General features: G+C 59.1%; 15 protein-coding genes. 1 reads left to right on the forward strand and 14 read right to left on the reverse strand.

What is annotated here, in order from left to right; genetic code table 11:
• The first annotated feature begins 257 nt into the window (after positions 1-257).
• Positions 258-788: a nitroreductase family protein gene (locus I2H81_RS04415; protein WP_195644701.1), complete on the forward strand. Its 531-nt coding sequence runs from the start codon at positions 258-260 to the stop codon at positions 786-788.
• 165 nt (positions 789-953) lie between these two features.
• Here the strand turns inward: I2H81_RS04415 and I2H81_RS04420 are convergent, their stop codons facing one another.
• From I2H81_RS04420 to murC, 14 genes are all read right to left on the reverse strand, one after another.
• Positions 954-1,628 carry a DivIVA domain-containing protein gene (locus I2H81_RS04420; RefSeq protein ID WP_006234242.1) on the reverse strand — a complete coding sequence of 225 codons (675 nt, stop codon included), beginning with the start codon at positions 1,626-1,628 and terminating at the stop codon, positions 954-956.
• A 61-nt stretch (positions 1,629-1,689) separates the two neighbouring features.
• Positions 1,690-1,977, reverse strand: coding sequence for a YggT family protein (locus I2H81_RS04425; RefSeq protein WP_040358293.1), 288 nt, complete (start codon positions 1,975-1,977; stop codon positions 1,690-1,692).
• Between the two features lie 15 nt (positions 1,978-1,992).
• On the reverse strand, positions 1,993-2,715 hold the full coding sequence (locus I2H81_RS04430) for a cell division protein SepF (RefSeq protein ID WP_195644702.1): 723 nt from the start codon (positions 2,713-2,715) through the stop codon (positions 1,993-1,995).
• Positions 2,716-2,775: 60 nt separating this feature from the next.
• The gene (locus I2H81_RS04435; RefSeq protein ID WP_089571590.1) at positions 2,776-3,513 is read right to left on the reverse strand and encodes a YggS family pyridoxal phosphate-dependent enzyme; all 738 of its coding nucleotides are present in this window, start codon (positions 3,511-3,513) and stop codon (positions 2,776-2,778) included.
• Positions 3,514-3,632: 119 nt separating this feature from the next.
• The gene (locus I2H81_RS04440; RefSeq protein WP_195644703.1) at positions 3,633-4,490 is read right to left on the reverse strand and encodes a phosphate signaling complex PhoU family protein; all 858 of its coding nucleotides are present in this window, start codon (positions 4,488-4,490) and stop codon (positions 3,633-3,635) included.
• A gap of 92 nt (positions 4,491-4,582) precedes the next feature.
• The gene (pstB, locus tag I2H81_RS04445; protein ID WP_117758727.1) at positions 4,583-5,386 is read right to left on the reverse strand and encodes a phosphate ABC transporter ATP-binding protein PstB; all 804 of its coding nucleotides are present in this window, start codon (positions 5,384-5,386) and stop codon (positions 4,583-4,585) included.
• A gap of 12 nt (positions 5,387-5,398) precedes the next feature.
• The gene (pstA, locus tag I2H81_RS04450) at positions 5,399-6,304 is read right to left on the reverse strand and encodes a phosphate ABC transporter permease PstA (RefSeq protein WP_117800726.1); all 906 of its coding nucleotides are present in this window, start codon (positions 6,302-6,304) and stop codon (positions 5,399-5,401) included.
• 3 nt (positions 6,305-6,307) lie between these two features.
• On the reverse strand, positions 6,308-7,234 hold the full coding sequence (pstC, locus tag I2H81_RS04455) for a phosphate ABC transporter permease subunit PstC (RefSeq protein ID WP_195644704.1): 927 nt from the start codon (positions 7,232-7,234) through the stop codon (positions 6,308-6,310).
• Between the two features lies 1 nt (position 7,235).
• On the reverse strand, positions 7,236-8,072 hold the full coding sequence (locus I2H81_RS04460; RefSeq protein WP_195644705.1) for a phosphate ABC transporter substrate-binding protein: 837 nt from the start codon (positions 8,070-8,072) through the stop codon (positions 7,236-7,238).
• Complete coding sequence (locus I2H81_RS04465; RefSeq protein ID WP_195644706.1) at positions 8,069-8,869, reverse strand: polyphenol oxidase family protein; 801 nt, start codon at positions 8,867-8,869, stop codon at positions 8,069-8,071. The genes I2H81_RS04460 and I2H81_RS04465 overlap by 4 nt, the downstream gene beginning before the upstream one ends.
• Positions 8,870-9,079: 210 nt before the next feature.
• Positions 9,080-10,234, reverse strand: a complete 1,155-nt coding sequence (gene ftsZ / locus I2H81_RS04470; RefSeq protein WP_055251674.1) for a cell division protein FtsZ — start codon at positions 10,232-10,234, stop codon at positions 9,080-9,082.
• Positions 10,235-10,433: 199 nt separating this feature from the next.
• Positions 10,434-11,222 (reverse strand): cell division protein FtsQ/DivIB, encoded by a 789-nt coding sequence (locus I2H81_RS04475; RefSeq protein WP_271817474.1) that lies wholly within the window; start codon positions 11,220-11,222, stop codon positions 10,434-10,436.
• A gap of 424 nt (positions 11,223-11,646) precedes the next feature.
• On the reverse strand, positions 11,647-12,558 hold the full coding sequence (murB, locus tag I2H81_RS04480; RefSeq protein WP_006234257.1) for a UDP-N-acetylmuramate dehydrogenase: 912 nt from the start codon (positions 12,556-12,558) through the stop codon (positions 11,647-11,649).
• A 5-nt stretch (positions 12,559-12,563) separates the two neighbouring features.
• A complete protein-coding gene (gene murC, locus I2H81_RS04485; RefSeq protein WP_195644708.1) occupies positions 12,564-13,982 on the reverse strand; it encodes a UDP-N-acetylmuramate--L-alanine ligase in 1,419 nt (472 codons plus the stop codon).
• Between the last annotated feature and the right edge of the window lie 31 nt (positions 13,983-14,013).

Consider the following 14,013-nt stretch of genomic DNA (forward strand, 5'->3'; position numbering starts at 1 on the left):
GGCCCGGCACCTATTTGCTTTCTCACTCCGGCTGCATGGCAGAGTCGTTCGAAAGTAAATAGGTGTCGGGCCTTCGCCTTAGGTACCACCATTGGGAACCTTGACTGATAGTTATGGTGCAATGGGGGTTTGGCTGAAGGGACCTTTGGTATCCGTTCGGACACTTTGGCCCTTGATGAGCGTTTGGCTGATTGCTGTTTTGGGTACTGTTTGGGTTACTTTGGGTTTGTTTGATTTTTAATTGTTGGAGGGCTTGTATGTCTTATTTGGATCTGACTCGGTCTCGGTATTCTTGTCGCGAGTTTGAGGATCGTTCTGTTGAGCAGGCTGTGGTGGATGCCATTGTTGAGGCGGGGCGGATTGCTCCTTCTGCTTGTAATAATCATCCAACCCGTGTGATGGTGCTGGATACACCTGAGCTGTTGGAGAAGGCTGCTGCTTGTCAGCCTCGGTTTGCTCGTGATGGGTCTATCTTTGGGGCTCCGCTTGTCTTCCTTATTTGCAGCGTTACCGATGATGCTTGGGTGCGCCCGTATGACCAGATGAATTCCAGTGAAATCGATACGTCCATCGTGTGCGACCAGATGATGATGGAGGCCACCGAGCAGGGCCTGGGAACGTGCTGGGTATGCCATTTTAAGCCTGAGGTGGCACAGGAGCAGTTCAATCTGCCCAAGGGCGTCTATCCCTATCACATGCTCGTCTGTGGCTATCCCGCCGACCACATCGCCGATCCCGAGCATCGCGAGGCCCGCACCATTCCCCTCTCCAACTTCCTCCTCAAGTAGTTTTTAGACATACCTTAAAATCTACCTTTTACCACGCGCCCTTCGCCGAGTTCTGTCCTATCGCATGCAGAGCTCGGCGTTTTGTTTCCCAACCCGTATACAGCCACAAAAAAGGAGCCCGCAGGTGCGAGCTCCTCTTAAGGACACTAGATTGTAGCTCTGATGCTAGTCCAGGTCGTCGGCGGCAAAGTTGTCGATCGGGGCGAAGGGATCGGCCACGGGGACAACCGGGTCAGCGACGGGCAGCGGCTCGGCGGGAACAGTCACCGCAGGAGAAGCGGCAGAACCGACCGGCGTGGAGGCCATGAGGTCGGCAGGGAAGGAGTTCTGGGCATCGTCCATAAAGTGCTGGATGAGCTTGAGGTACTCGGCCTTGAACTCCTCGCGGGAGGCCTTCAGACGATCGATTTCCTCGAGCTCGGCCTGCTTCTCGGTCAGAGCCTGGCGGATAACCTCGCGGGCCTTAGCGTCAGCCTCGTTGCGGATACGCTCAGCGTTCTCGTTGGCATCGTTGACGATGGTCTCAGCGGTCTGCTGGGCAGCGATCAGGGCAGCGGAAATCTGGCGTTCCTGAGCGGAGAAGTCAGGGGCGGGAGCAGCCACGGGGGCGGCAGGAACGGCCTGGGCGGTGGCATCCTGAGCCTGGGCAAGCTGAGCCTGTGCATCGGCAAGCTGCTGCTCGGTTGCAGTCAGACGACCCTTAAGGTCGACGATCTTAGCGAGCATAGCGTCAACCTCGGAGGACAGCGTCTCCAAGAAGACGTCGACCTCAGCAGGATCGTAGCCACGCTTGGCCTCAGAGAAAGTCTGAGCCTGGATGTCTGCAGGGGTAATAGCCATAACAAGTCTCCTTTTTCATCGCCTCGGCGCTACACGCCCGACGTAAGTTACTAAGTCAGTTCTACACGAGTATACCTATAAGAAGCTGCAGAACCAGCCTCTGCACCAACTGCAACGCAATAATCGCAACGACCGGCGAAAAATCGATACCGCCCATCGGCGGGATGAAACGACGGAACAGGTTGAGCCACGGACCGCACACGCTATCAAGCACCGCGGCAATATCCTGAAGCAAACCACCCTGCTTCATGGGAATCCACGTCATAAAGCAGTAGACGACAATGAGCGTGGAATAGAAGTTGAACAGCGTGTTGACCAGCTGGACGATAGTGTAGATGTTGATGGGAATCTCCTCGTCTTGTCTTTACTTAAGGTAGCCGTCGGCACGAAGCTTCTTGAGATCGGAATCTTTGACCTCGCAACCGGCGGGCAGCACCATGAACACGCGGTCGCCTACCTCCTTGACCGTGGCGCCCAGACCGCAGGCAAAGCCGTAAGAGAAGTCCAAGACGCGCTTGGCAACTTCGGTGCGTACGCCCACAAAAATCAGTGCGACAGGCTGCTTGGTGCGAACGCGGCGCACCACAGTCTCCACGTCGTCATAGCTCTCGGGGCGCAGGACATAGGCCGGCAGCTGCGGCGTGGCGTTGATGATATTGCTCGCATAGGCCGAGGCATCGCTCGATGCAGGCGCGGGTGCAGCGGCGGCACGGGCGCGGGTGTTCTCGGCGTAGCTCGACGGCGTGTCATAGGCACCAGGACGATAACCGCTCGCAACACTGTCCTGCGAGCGCGAAGGCGGGTTATACGTCGTGGCATGGCGGGAGTCATCGCCGACTAGCTGACCGGAGCGCGTATACACGGCAACCGACTCAGCTTCACCACGGCGCGTCTGACCAAGCAGGCCGTTGCTCGGCTCGTCTTGGGTGTAGAAGCCCTCGCCCGAAGCACCGCTGTAGCCGTTGCCCTGATAACCATCGTCATAGCCGTCATCGTAGCCGTAGTCGTCGTCCTGGCCATAACCCTGGTCGTAACCCTGCTGGCCGCCCAGGTGCATCTTATTTTTAATCTCGTCAAGGAAGCCCATGGTTGTGTCCTCTCGCGGTTTAGTGCAGGCGCCCCGATAATCAGTGCGCACTTCAGAGCCTTATTTTACTGCAAACTCCGGGCTAAATACTACCCTGCCCAGGCGAACGAGCGTAGAGCCCTCCTCAAGGGCAGGCTCAAAGTCCTCGCTCATGCCGCAGGAAAGCTCAGGCAGGTTCAAATCGGGATGCGCCGCCTCCAGCTCATCCCTCAGCTCACGAAGCCCCGCAAAGGTGCGGCGTGCCACATCCTTATTCCCCCGGGGCGCCATAGTCATAAGCCCCTGCACGCAAATTCCCTCGAGCTCCGCAAGCTCGCCCGCGGCGGCGCGAATCTCATCGGGCGAAAAGCCTCCCTTCGACTCCTCACCACTCACATTGACCTCAATGAGCACACGCTGAGGGCCGGCGAGCTCGCCTGCCTCAATCTTGCGGACAGCACGGCTCGAGATCGCCTGCGCCAGATGCAGCGAACCCACCGAGTGAATCAGCTCGGCTGAGCCCAGCACCGCATTGATCTTATTGGTCTGCAGGTTGCCGATCATATCGAAGCGCACCTCGGGCAGCTCCGGATGCTCCGCCAGACCCGTGAGCTTGCGAACCAGCTCCTGCGGGCGGTTCTCGGCAAAATGGCGATACCCCGCCTGGATGGCGGCAACGGTCTCATCGACACCAACGGTCTTGGACACGGCAATGAGGCGCGCGGCGTCGTGGGGGCGGCCCGCGCGATCGAGCGCCGCATAAAAACGTTCCAGAATCTGCTCGCGGCGAGCGCGCATCAAGTCCAAATAGTTATCCATTGCTAATCGCCTCCGCTGACAGCCAAACAAGTAGTCCCATGCTAACGCAAGAGCGCGGCCCCGCATGTGCAAGGCCGCGCTCACTTAGGTATTTACAATCTTTCGACGAACGGGATTACTTACTCCTCGTCGTCCTCGCCATCGTCCTCGTCCTCAAGATGATCGAGCAGGTAGCGAAGACCCTCGCTGACCTCGTTAACGGGCACCTTGGCAACGTAGCGCGCGTCGACGGCGGGCCTCATGATAACACCCTCGCCCGAAGGCACGCGCATGCTCTCGAGCTCATCCTCGTCCACACGGGCGATATCGCCGACGTTCATACGCTGGCCGGTCAAAAGGAAGGTCAGGCGGCAAGCGGCATCGATGGAAATCGAAGCGATGCGATCGAGGTAGCGCGAAACCATGATGGCGCGGCGCAGGTCGTCATAGTTGCTGTCATCGTCCATAAAGTCGCCCGTATCCATACGGTTAAAGGTGCGGAAGAACTTCTCGTAGGCGGCGTGCACCGGCTCGTCCTCGACGGCCAGGTTGCAGATGATGGACATGTCATTGGTGACGAGCGCAGAAAGCGAAGAGCCCAGCACCTGGTAGACGGCCTCAGCCTCGGCCTCGACCGTGCCGACAAGCTCCTTGGGCAGCGAGATGTCGGCCTTGATCATATGACGCGTGGCACGGCAGATCTGACGTACTTTATCGGTCATGCGCTGCAGGTTAAAGTCGACGTAGATGATCGTCTGAAGCAGGCGGAAGTCGGAGGCGACCGGTGACTGCGTGGCGATCAGGTTGTAGCAGACGGCCTCCAGGTTGGCGCAGCGCGCGTCAATCGAAAGCGTGCGCTTCTTGGTCTTGGTGGCGAGCTTGCGGTCGTCGGTCACATAGGCCTTCACGGCATCGTGGAGGGCCAGATCGACGGCCTCATAGATGCTCAGCATCTCGTGACGGGCCTCGACGAGCTGACGGGAAAACAGTTTGCGCATGGTTCACTCCAATCAGTTGGGTGCGGTCATGCCGCCCGCACAGTGAATACGCACCGGACCAGGTCCGATCGGCTTGGGACTAGTCGCACCGATCAGCCAAAGCGGCCGGTGATATAGTCTTCCGTCCGCGAGTCCACCGGACTGGTGAAGATCGCGTCGGTTTGACCATACTCGATGAGCGTGGCGGGCTCGCCGGCAACTTCCTGCAAGAAGAATGCGGTGTAGTCGCTGATACGAGCTGCCTGCTGCATTGAATGCGTGACGATGATGATCGTCATCTCGGGCGCCAGCTCGGCCATCAGATCCTCGACCTTAGAGACGGACGTGGGGTCGATGGCGGAGCAGGGCTCGTCCATCAGGAGAACATCGGGTTGCACCGCAAGCACGCGCGCGATGCACAGACGCTGCTGCTGACCGCCCGAGAGCGCCAAACCATCCTTGTTGAGCTGATTGGATACCTCTTTCCAGAGGTTGGCGCGCTTGAGCGATTCTTCCACGATGTCATCGAGGTCGCTTTTGCTAGTCACGCCCTGCAGACGAGGGCCAAAGGCGACATTCTCGTAGATGGATTTGGGAAACGGGTTGGGCTGCTGAAAGATCATGCCCACGCGACGACGGAGATCGACCGGGTCGACGCCCTCGACATAGATATCATTGCCGTCGAGCGTCATGGTGCCCTCAACGCGCGTACCCTCGATCAGATCATTCATGCGGTTGATGCAGCGCAAAAACGTCGACTTGCCGCAGCCCGAAGGGCCAATGAAGGAGGTGATGGCGTTTTTGGCGATGTTGAGGTCAAGCCCCGTCAGCGCATGAAAGTCACCGTACCAAAAGTTGAAATCCTTGGCCGTGATGGCCGCTTGCTCCAGCGTGGGAGCGGACTGATAAACGGACATGGGACTCCTTAACTAGCGACGCTTGCGCGACAGGAAGCGCGCAAACAGGTTGAAGGCCAGAATGATCACCATCAGCAAGAGCGCGGTGCCGTAGGCTGCGTTCATGTTGATGCCGTCGTTGGCAAGCAGGTACAGGTGAACCGTCATGGGGCGGCCGGAATCGAGCGGCGAAATAGGCAGATTGATGGCTTGGCCCATGGTGTAGAGCACCACCGCGGTCTCGCCAATGGCACGGCCGATGGCGAGGACGATGCCCGTGGCAATACGGCCAAAGGCAGAAGGAAGCACAATCTTGGAGACGACCTGCCACTTGGTGGCGCCCAGGCCGTACGCGCCCCAACGGATATAGCGCGGAACGGCGCGAATGGCCTCTTCGGTGGTGCGCATGACGATGGGAAGCATCAAGAGCGCGAGTGCCAGAGCGGCCGAGACCATCGAAAGGCCCAGACCCATGGCCTCGACAAACAAGGCGTAGCCAAACAGGCCCATAACGATAGAGGGCACCGAGGCCAAAGCGTCAGCAGCGTAGCGAATGAGCTCGACGACCTTGCCCTGCTTGGCGTACTCGGCCAGATAGACGGCTGCCAGCACAGCAATCGGCGTGCAGATAAGCATGGCGAGCGCCGTCACATAGACGGTCGAGACGATCGTGGGCCAAATTCCGCCCTCGGCGTTGACGCCCTGGGGCCAACCGAAGATAAAGTCGAACGAGATATGCGGCAGGCCGTTAATGACCACATAGGCGATGATAGCGACCAGCACCAGCGTGGTGATATAGGCAGCCGCGCGGAATACGCCAAGCATGATCTTGTTGGACAGGTCCTTGTTGATGCGGCCCTTCTTGCCGTGGGAAAGGGCACGCTTGATGCGCTCGCGCGACGAGGTCGTATCGACCGTCGTGTCAACGGAATCGGACATAGCCTACCCCCTCTTCTTCTTGGAAATCAAACGGACGACGCCCACCAGCGTGGCGGAGATGATAAACAGGACCACGCCCATGCCGAACAGCGCCGAGCGGTGCAGACCCGAGGAATAGCTCATATCGAGCGCGATCTGGCTCGTGAGCGTCGAGATGGGGCTCGCAATGCTGTCGGGAATAACCGGGGCGTTACCCACGACCATGAGCACGGCCATGGTCTCGCCGATGGCACGGCCCATACCCAGCACGATCGCATCCACGATACCCAGCTTGGCGGCAGGTAGCACGACCTTATAGATGGTCTGCCACTTAGTAGCACCCATGGCATACGATGCCTCGCGAATACCCATGGGAATGGAATTGAGGGCATCGATGGTGAGCGTGGTGATGGTAGGGACGATCATGATGGCAAGCACGAACCACGCCGTCAGCGCACCAAAACCAAGACCACCGGTCACCTGCGCGATAAACGGACGGATGATGATCATGCCAAAGAAGCCATAGATGATAGAAGGGATGCCGGCCAACAGGTCAACGGCAGGGCTGATGAGCTTGCGTACGCGCTTGCCGGCGATCTCGACCAGATACACGGCCGTGCCCACGCCCAGGGGCACACCCATGGCGAGCGCACCGACGGTCACCAGACCCGAGCCGGCAAGCAGCGACACGATGCCGTAGTGGCCCTCAGAGGGCGCCCACGTAAAGCTAAAGAAATCCGCCAGACCGATGTCGGTAAAGACGGGCAGCGCCGAGTACGTGGTAAAGACAAAAATCAGGATGACGGTAACAACCGCCAAGAACGCGCAGGCAAAGAAGATCCACTGCAGCGCCTTCTCCTTGATATAGGTGCTGCGCGATACGAGCGCCAGCTCGCGCTTCTTGGGCGCCTGACCATTCTGCTCAGTCTGGGAGTTTTCCTGTGCTTCCATGCTACTCACTCCCCTTCTCGTCGTTGGTGACGGGAATAAAGCCCGCCTCACGAATCTGCTTGTCCATCTTTTCGGACGTCACGTAGTCGATGTAATCTTGCGCCTGCTGCGAAGGCGCACCCTTCACAAAGAAGTAAAGGTCGCGCGAGATGGGATAGCCGCCGCTCGCGACCGTCTTCTCGGACGCCTCAACATGATTGACCGAGACGGCCTTGACCGAGGTCTTGGCGTTGAGGCTATCGACGAAGCCCAGCGAAATGTAGCCGATGGCACCGCGCGAACGAGATACCACGTCGCGCACCTGGCCCGTGCCCGAAAGAACGGCGGACCGGCGATCGAACGGGGTGCCGTCCATCACGATGGTGCGGAAGGCCTCACGCGTGCCAGACGCCTCGTCTCGGTTGATGACCTGAATCTTCAGGTCCTCGCCACCGACCTCTTTCCAATTAGTAATCTTGCCGGCATAGATATCGCGGAGCTGCTCGGTCGAGAGGTTATCGACGGGGTTGCCTTCGTTCACGATGACCGCGATACCGTCGTGGGCAATGACGATGGGAGTCAGGCCCAGATCCTGTTCGTCGGCATTGAGTCCACGGGAGGAGCTGGCGATATCGGCCGTGCCAGCGCTGACGGCTTCGATGCCAGCGGAAGAGCCCAAACCGGAAACGAGCACGTCGATGCCGGTCTCCTCCTTAAAGCCCTCTGCCGCAATCTCGGCGATAGGAAGGCAGGTCGTGGAGCCGGCCACGGTAATGGAAGAGGTAGAAGATCCCGAAGAACAGGCACACAGCGTAAGCATAAGCACAGCGGCGCTCAGGACCGATACGATCTTTCTCATAGCATCACGCCGATCGCAGCATGGCGCCCACAGGTGCCGCCCTCGTTACGGTAGGAATAAAAGCGGTCGTTCTGACGCACAGTCGAAAGCTGGGTATCCACGATATTATCCGCGTCCACACCGGCATCTACCAGCGCCTCACAAATGGCAGCGGAAAGATCGAGCATGCGAGAGGCACTCGCATCGATGCAAGAGAACTCGACGGCAAAGCGATCCATGAGTTCCTGGGATACCTCATATTCGTCAGCCAAGATATGGGGGCCGATATAGGCGGAAACGTCGCTCGCATCGCAGCCGGCAGCATCGCAAAGCGCCTGGCACGCCTTGGCAGAAATACGTGCAATCGTGCCCTTCCAACCGGAGTGCACCACGGCAAATCCGCCGGGGGCCACCAGCACCACGGGAACGCAGTCGGCAAAGCAGAGCAGCACGGGCACGTCATGGGCCGTACAGACGATGGCATCGCAGCCCTCGGCAATCTGCTCGCGAACAGCCTCAAGATCGTCGGCGCCGTTCGAAGTCACCGTAACGATATGGTCACCATGTACCTGATTGGGCACGAGCAGATTATGCTCGCACTCAGTGGCGCCCATAGCTTCGAGCGCTCGACGACGATTTTCTTGAACAGCAAAGGGGTCATCGCCTACATGCGAGCCCAGGTTGAGCGAGGAGTACGCATCTTCAGAAACGCCACCGGTGCGCTCGGTAAAGGCAAAACGGACATCGGATGTCGCGCCCTCCACCAACGTAACTCCATCATGGTCGACACGCGAAACGTTGTCCGCACGTGCTGCCATACTAAAGCCTCCTAATAACACAAGTACCGCGGCGTCGCCGCGCAGTCCGCGTTTATACGGCTGTCATACTTCCCTAAAAGGATACCCGCAGCGGTAGGGACCAAACGTAAAGGGAACGTAAGGAGATTGGAGGCTTTCGTTTACAAACGAGAAACAAAACGGGGTGCATCCAAATGGACACACCCCCTGCAGGTCGTTGAGAAAAACGAACTAGAAGCTACCGCGCTTCAGGAAGTCGGGAAGCTCGAACTGGTCGTTGCCAAAGTTGGGCAGCTCGGTACCACCAACGTTGCGGGTCGGAGCGGCCTGAGCTGGGCTGGCAGCCGGAGCGGTGCGCTGCGGCTCAGCGGAGGCAGCGGCCTTGCTCTGAGACTGCTGAGCAGCAAAGAGCTCGTCCTGACGGTTGACGTTGGAATCGGAGAAGCCCGTAGCGATGACGGTGATACGCACCTGATCGCCCAGGGACTCGTCGACAACGGTACCGAAGATGATGTTCGCCTCGGGGTCGACGGCATTGGCGACAACGTCGGCGGCGTCGCTGATCTCCTGGATGCCCAGGTCCTTGGAACCAGCGATGGAGAGCAGCACGCGCGTGGCACCATCGATGGAGCTCTCGAGCAGCGGGCTGGAGATGGCCTGCTGGGCAGCGTCGACGGCACGTGTATCCCCAGAAGAGGTACCGATACCCATCATGGCGGTACCGGCCTGCTTCATGATGGTCTTAACATCGGCGAAGTCCAGGTTGATGATACCGGGGACGGTGATGAGGTCGGTGATGCCCTGGGTGCCCTGAGAAAGAACGCCATCGGCGATCGCGAAGGCCTCGAGCATGGTGGTCTTCTTCTCGGCGATGTCGAGCAGCTTATCGTTAGGGATGACGATCATGGTGTCGACGCAATCGGAAAGGGTCTTGATGCCCTCCTCGGCGCTCTTCTTGCGCTTGCGGCCCTCGAAGGTGAAGGGCTTGGTCACGACGGCGACGGTCAGTGCGCCGACCTCGTTCATCGCGATATCGGCAACGATGGGAGCAGCGCCGGTACCGGTGCCACCGCCCTCACCGCAGGTGATAAACACCATGTCGGCGCCGGCGAGCGCCTCGGCAATGTCGTCGCGGGACTCATCGGCAGCCTTGCGGCCAACCTCGGGGTTGGCGCCGGCGCCCAGGCCGCGGGTAAGGTCGGTGCCGATGTGCACCTTGATATCGGCATCAGAGATCGCGAGTGCCTGAGCATCGGTGTTGATGGCGACAAACTCGACGCCGCGGATGCCCTCTTCGATCATTCGATTGACCGCGTTGGTACCGCCGCCGCCGACGCCGACCACCTTAATGACGGCAAGGTAGTTGTTGATCTCTGTCTCGTGCATGTCGGTCCTCCGAACAAAGGTTATAGCCATAGCATGGGTCGACCCCTGCGCACATTAACCTTCAGGTTGAAAGTAAATGCAAAGGTAAACCGTATTATGTTTGCACATTATGAACGTATCAGTCAAATAATTGACCGTGAAAACCAAACAAACCAGATAAACGGCGTGGTATGGCCCCTCAACAAAGCATCAACCAGCGCTACGAGGTCGGAGCATTCCTAAATGTGTAGTTGCCCGGAGAGCGCACATTGATATACGTTACGCCCTCTACCTGCGAAAGCAACTTGGTGACTACGCGTTCCTTCTTGGCGATATCGTCCGAATCGCCCAGCGACACCTCAATGCCGTTATTGAGGTTTGCCGAGATGGCTTCGACCGAAGGCGTGGAAATATCCTTGACTTGTCCCAAGAACTCGCTCGAAAAACCACGCACATAATCCAGGCCGGCCTTAACGGCTTTGGAGTTCACCGCCTGGCCGGAAACCGGAGCGACATCCGCCGAGACATCAGTCAACAACACCGCGCCATAATGCTTGGCGAGCGCCAGCGCGGCATCGATTCCGGTCAAGGTATTTGAGCCCTGCCCTGTCGTGATGACGTTGCCCTGGTCGTCCACTTCGACCGACGTCGACAGCGGGGCGATCCAGGTGTCATCGTCTCCGATAGCCCAGGCAAGGTCGTCGGAGCTGATATACGCAATGGCGATAACTTTACGCTCCGTCGGCGTGATGATAAGCGTATGGGGAAACTGGCGCTGGACATCCACGCCCGAAACCCACGGGTTCTGCTTGAGATCCTCGGTAATCTGGCCGGGGTCGACGTTAAAAAGCGACGTTCCCTCGGGCAAGTCGATCAGCTGGATAGCATCGTGCTTCGTCACATGCTCGCTGCCTTGAATCTGAATATCAGTGGCAGTAAACAGTCCAGAGTTGATCACCACGATGGCAACGACGACGAGCACGGCCAAGACGGCCAGAACACCGCCCACGATTTTGCCTTTGCCTGTAACGACAGAAGCGGCGTCTGATGTTTTATTTGCCATCGCTCCAAGTGAAGATAACGGGTTGAAACCTTTTTTACTCGAAGGCTTCTTGGCGGTAGCCGGCATCGATGTCAGCGAGCGCGGTTTCGATGCGCCCAGCGTGCGACCTGGACGCGCCGCTTTAGTTCCCGCCGAGGGCTTGGGAGTTGCCATGGGACGGGCAGGCTTGGCGCCCATAACAGGCTTTGACGTCACCGAGGGACGCGAGGACTTTTTTGCGGCCGGACGATTACCGAGCTGCGAGCCGACGACCGGTCGACTGGTCTGTCGAGCATGCCCGACAGACTTAGAGTGCGCGACGGTATTGCGTTGAGGCTTGGCAGGCGCGCCGGAACGCCCTCCGGCGCGGCGGAAGGTGGGTTTCGATGCTCTAGAAGCCGAGGAATTTAACTTCCGGTCTGAGCTCGATGCCATACGCCTCCCTCACCTTTCCGTGCACATGTCTGATAACCGCGGCAACGTCATCGGCCGAGGCAGTTCCGTTATTAACGATAAAATTAGCGTGAACGGGCGAAACTTCCGCGCCGCCAATCGAAAAACCCTTTAATCCACAATCCTCGATAAGCTTGCCCACACTCGCATCGGGCGGATTGCGAAAGACCGACCCGCAGGATGCGCGTCCCATGGGCTGCGTACGCTTGCGCCTCGTCAGGTACCGCTCCATGCGCTCGCGAATGTCGGCCTTGGGCGCCGGTTTAAGCTTGAGCACGCACTCGAGGATGATCTCATTGCGGGGAAGGCTACATTCGCGGTAGCCCCAAGTGATCTCGGACCCCGCATAATGCTTGATACCGGATGCCGGGTCAAACGTTACGACATCCTCAACCAGCGAGCCAATCCACTCGGTCCGTGTGCCGGCATTCATAGATATCGCACCGCCGACCGAACCAGGAATGCCAACGGCAAACTCAAGGCCCGAGAGGCTACGCGACAGGGCATCGTTGACCAGGCGCGCAAACATCACGCCCGCACCGACCGTCAGCGTACAACCGTCATCGGCAACAACCGTGCGCTGAAACTCACGTCCGAGCGAAATGACGGCACCGCGATAACCGCCATCGGCAACCAGCAGATTGGAGCCCTTGCCGATGATGACCCACGGCACCTGCTCGCGATCGAGCACCGCCACGGCGCGGCGGAGGGCATGATAGCTATGGCACGTCACAAAGAGGTCGGCCTTGCCGCCGATACGATAGCTCGTATGACGCGCAAGGCGCTCGTCCTCGATCACATCCGTGTCGATCATGCCCGAGAGCGCCATGACGGCGTTAAACAGACCCATTAGTCTTAAGCGTCTTTCTTGGCAGTCAGATACTCGATAAATTCGGGACCGACGGTCGTAACGTCACCGGCACCCATGGTGAGCAGCAGGTCGCCCTCGCCCACCATCTGCTCGAGCTCCCGATTGAGCTCAAGACGGCTGGAGCAGTACACGACCTCCTTGCCAGGATGCTTGGCGCGCACAGTATCGGCGAGCATCTTAGAGGTGACACCCGGAATGGGCATCTCGCCAGCCGAGAACACATCAATCAGCAGCAGCTTATCGGCATTGGCAAATGCATCGGCAAAGTCGTCGCACAGGGCCTGCAGGCGCGAATAGCGGTGCGGCTGGAACACGACGTCGACGTGCTTGTAGCCCAGCGACGAAGCGGCAGCAAGCGTCGCCTTGATCTCGGTGGGGTGATGGCCGTAATCATCGACCACGGTGATGCCATCGATATCGCCCACGTGGGTAAAGCGACGGCGGACGCCCTCAAAGCTCGAGAGCGCCTTGGCGGCGGCGTCGATGTCAAGGCCCAAGACATGGGCGACGGTGAGCACCGCCGTGGCGTTGAGCATGTTGTGGCGACCGGGGTTGCTCTTGATCTCCACAGCGTGCTCAGTGCCGTCCTCAAAGCGAACGATAAAGTCACTCTGGATGCCCTTGACATCCGGGTGCACGCAGACGATGTCGTTGCTCTCGGCAAAGCCGTAGGAAAGCACGTGACGGCCCGTCGACTTGGCGAGCTCGACCAGATGCGGGTCCTCGCCGCAGACGATGACGGTGCCGTCCTCGCCCACCAGGCTCATGAATTTGGCGAAAGTTGCCTCGATCTCCTCGATACCCGAGTAGTGATCGAGATGGTCGGCCTCGACGTTGGTCACAATGACCACGTTGGGGTTCAGGAACAGGAAGGAGCTGTCGGACTCGTCGGCCTCGGCGACAAAGTAGTCGCCCGAGCCGTTCTTGCCGTTCGTGTCATAGCCCTCGACGATGCCGCCGATCAAGAAGCTCGGATCCAGACCCATGCGGTCGAGCATGGTGGCGCACATCGAAGACGTGGTGGTCTTGCCATGCGTGCCGGCAACAGCGACGGTAGTGTAGCCGTGGCCCAAAGCAGAGAGCATCTTGGCACGGGGCCACACGGGAATGCCCAGCTCGCGAGCGCGCACGAGCTCAGGGTTGGACTCCGGAATAGCGGTGGAGACAACAACCACGTCGGGCTTGACCTCGTCGATCGTGGCGGCCTCATGGCCCACGTACACCTTCACACCAGCGCGGGTAAGCTGGCGGATATAACGTGACATCTTAAGGTCGGAACCGGTAACGGCATAACCGCGCTCGTGCAGAACGAGAGCGATGCCGCTCATGCCGGCGCCGCCGATACCGATAAAGTGGGCGCTCTTAAACTCGGGCGCGGAGGTTGCAGTCTGGGAATCAGCCATGTGCTCGTGTACTCCTTGCGTAAACACTGCC

Source organism: Collinsella aerofaciens (assembly GCF_015561195.1).
GTDB lineage: Bacteria > Actinomycetota > Coriobacteriia > Coriobacteriales > Coriobacteriaceae > Collinsella > Collinsella aerofaciens_AC.

Bases quoted from the DNA above. Each gene is read 5' to 3' on its own strand.
- I2H81_RS04415 (WP_195644701.1), top strand. From the start codon at position 258: ATGTCTTATTTGGATCTGACTCGGTCTCGGTATTCTTGTCGCGAGTTT.
- I2H81_RS04420 (WP_006234242.1), bottom strand. From the start codon at position 1,628: ATGGCTATTACCCCTGCAGACATCCAGGCTCAGACTTTCTCTGAGGCC.
- I2H81_RS04430 (WP_195644702.1), bottom strand. From the start codon at position 2,715: ATGGGCTTCCTTGACGAGATTAAAAATAAGATGCACCTGGGCGGCCAG.
- I2H81_RS04435 (WP_089571590.1), bottom strand. From the start codon at position 3,513: ATGGATAACTATTTGGACTTGATGCGCGCTCGCCGCGAGCAGATTCTG.
- I2H81_RS04440 (WP_195644703.1), bottom strand. From the start codon at position 4,490: ATGCGCAAACTGTTTTCCCGTCAGCTCGTCGAGGCCCGTCACGAGATG.
- pstB (WP_117758727.1), bottom strand. From the start codon at position 5,386: ATGTCCGTTTATCAGTCCGCTCCCACGCTGGAGCAAGCGGCCATCACG.
- pstA (WP_117800726.1), bottom strand. From the start codon at position 6,304: ATGTCCGATTCCGTTGACACGACGGTCGATACGACCTCGTCGCGCGAG.
- pstC (WP_195644704.1), bottom strand. From the start codon at position 7,234: ATGGAAGCACAGGAAAACTCCCAGACTGAGCAGAATGGTCAGGCGCCC.
- I2H81_RS04460 (WP_195644705.1), bottom strand. From the start codon at position 8,072: ATGAGAAAGATCGTATCGGTCCTGAGCGCCGCTGTGCTTATGCTTACG.
- I2H81_RS04465 (WP_195644706.1), bottom strand. From the start codon at position 8,869: ATGGCAGCACGTGCGGACAACGTTTCGCGTGTCGACCATGATGGAGTT.
- ftsZ (WP_055251674.1), bottom strand. From the start codon at position 10,234: ATGCACGAGACAGAGATCAACAACTACCTTGCCGTCATTAAGGTGGTC.
- murB (WP_006234257.1), bottom strand. From the start codon at position 12,558: ATGGGTCTGTTTAACGCCGTCATGGCGCTCTCGGGCATGATCGACACG.
- murC (WP_195644708.1), bottom strand. From the start codon at position 13,982: ATGGCTGATTCCCAGACTGCAACCTCCGCGCCCGAGTTTAAGAGCGCC.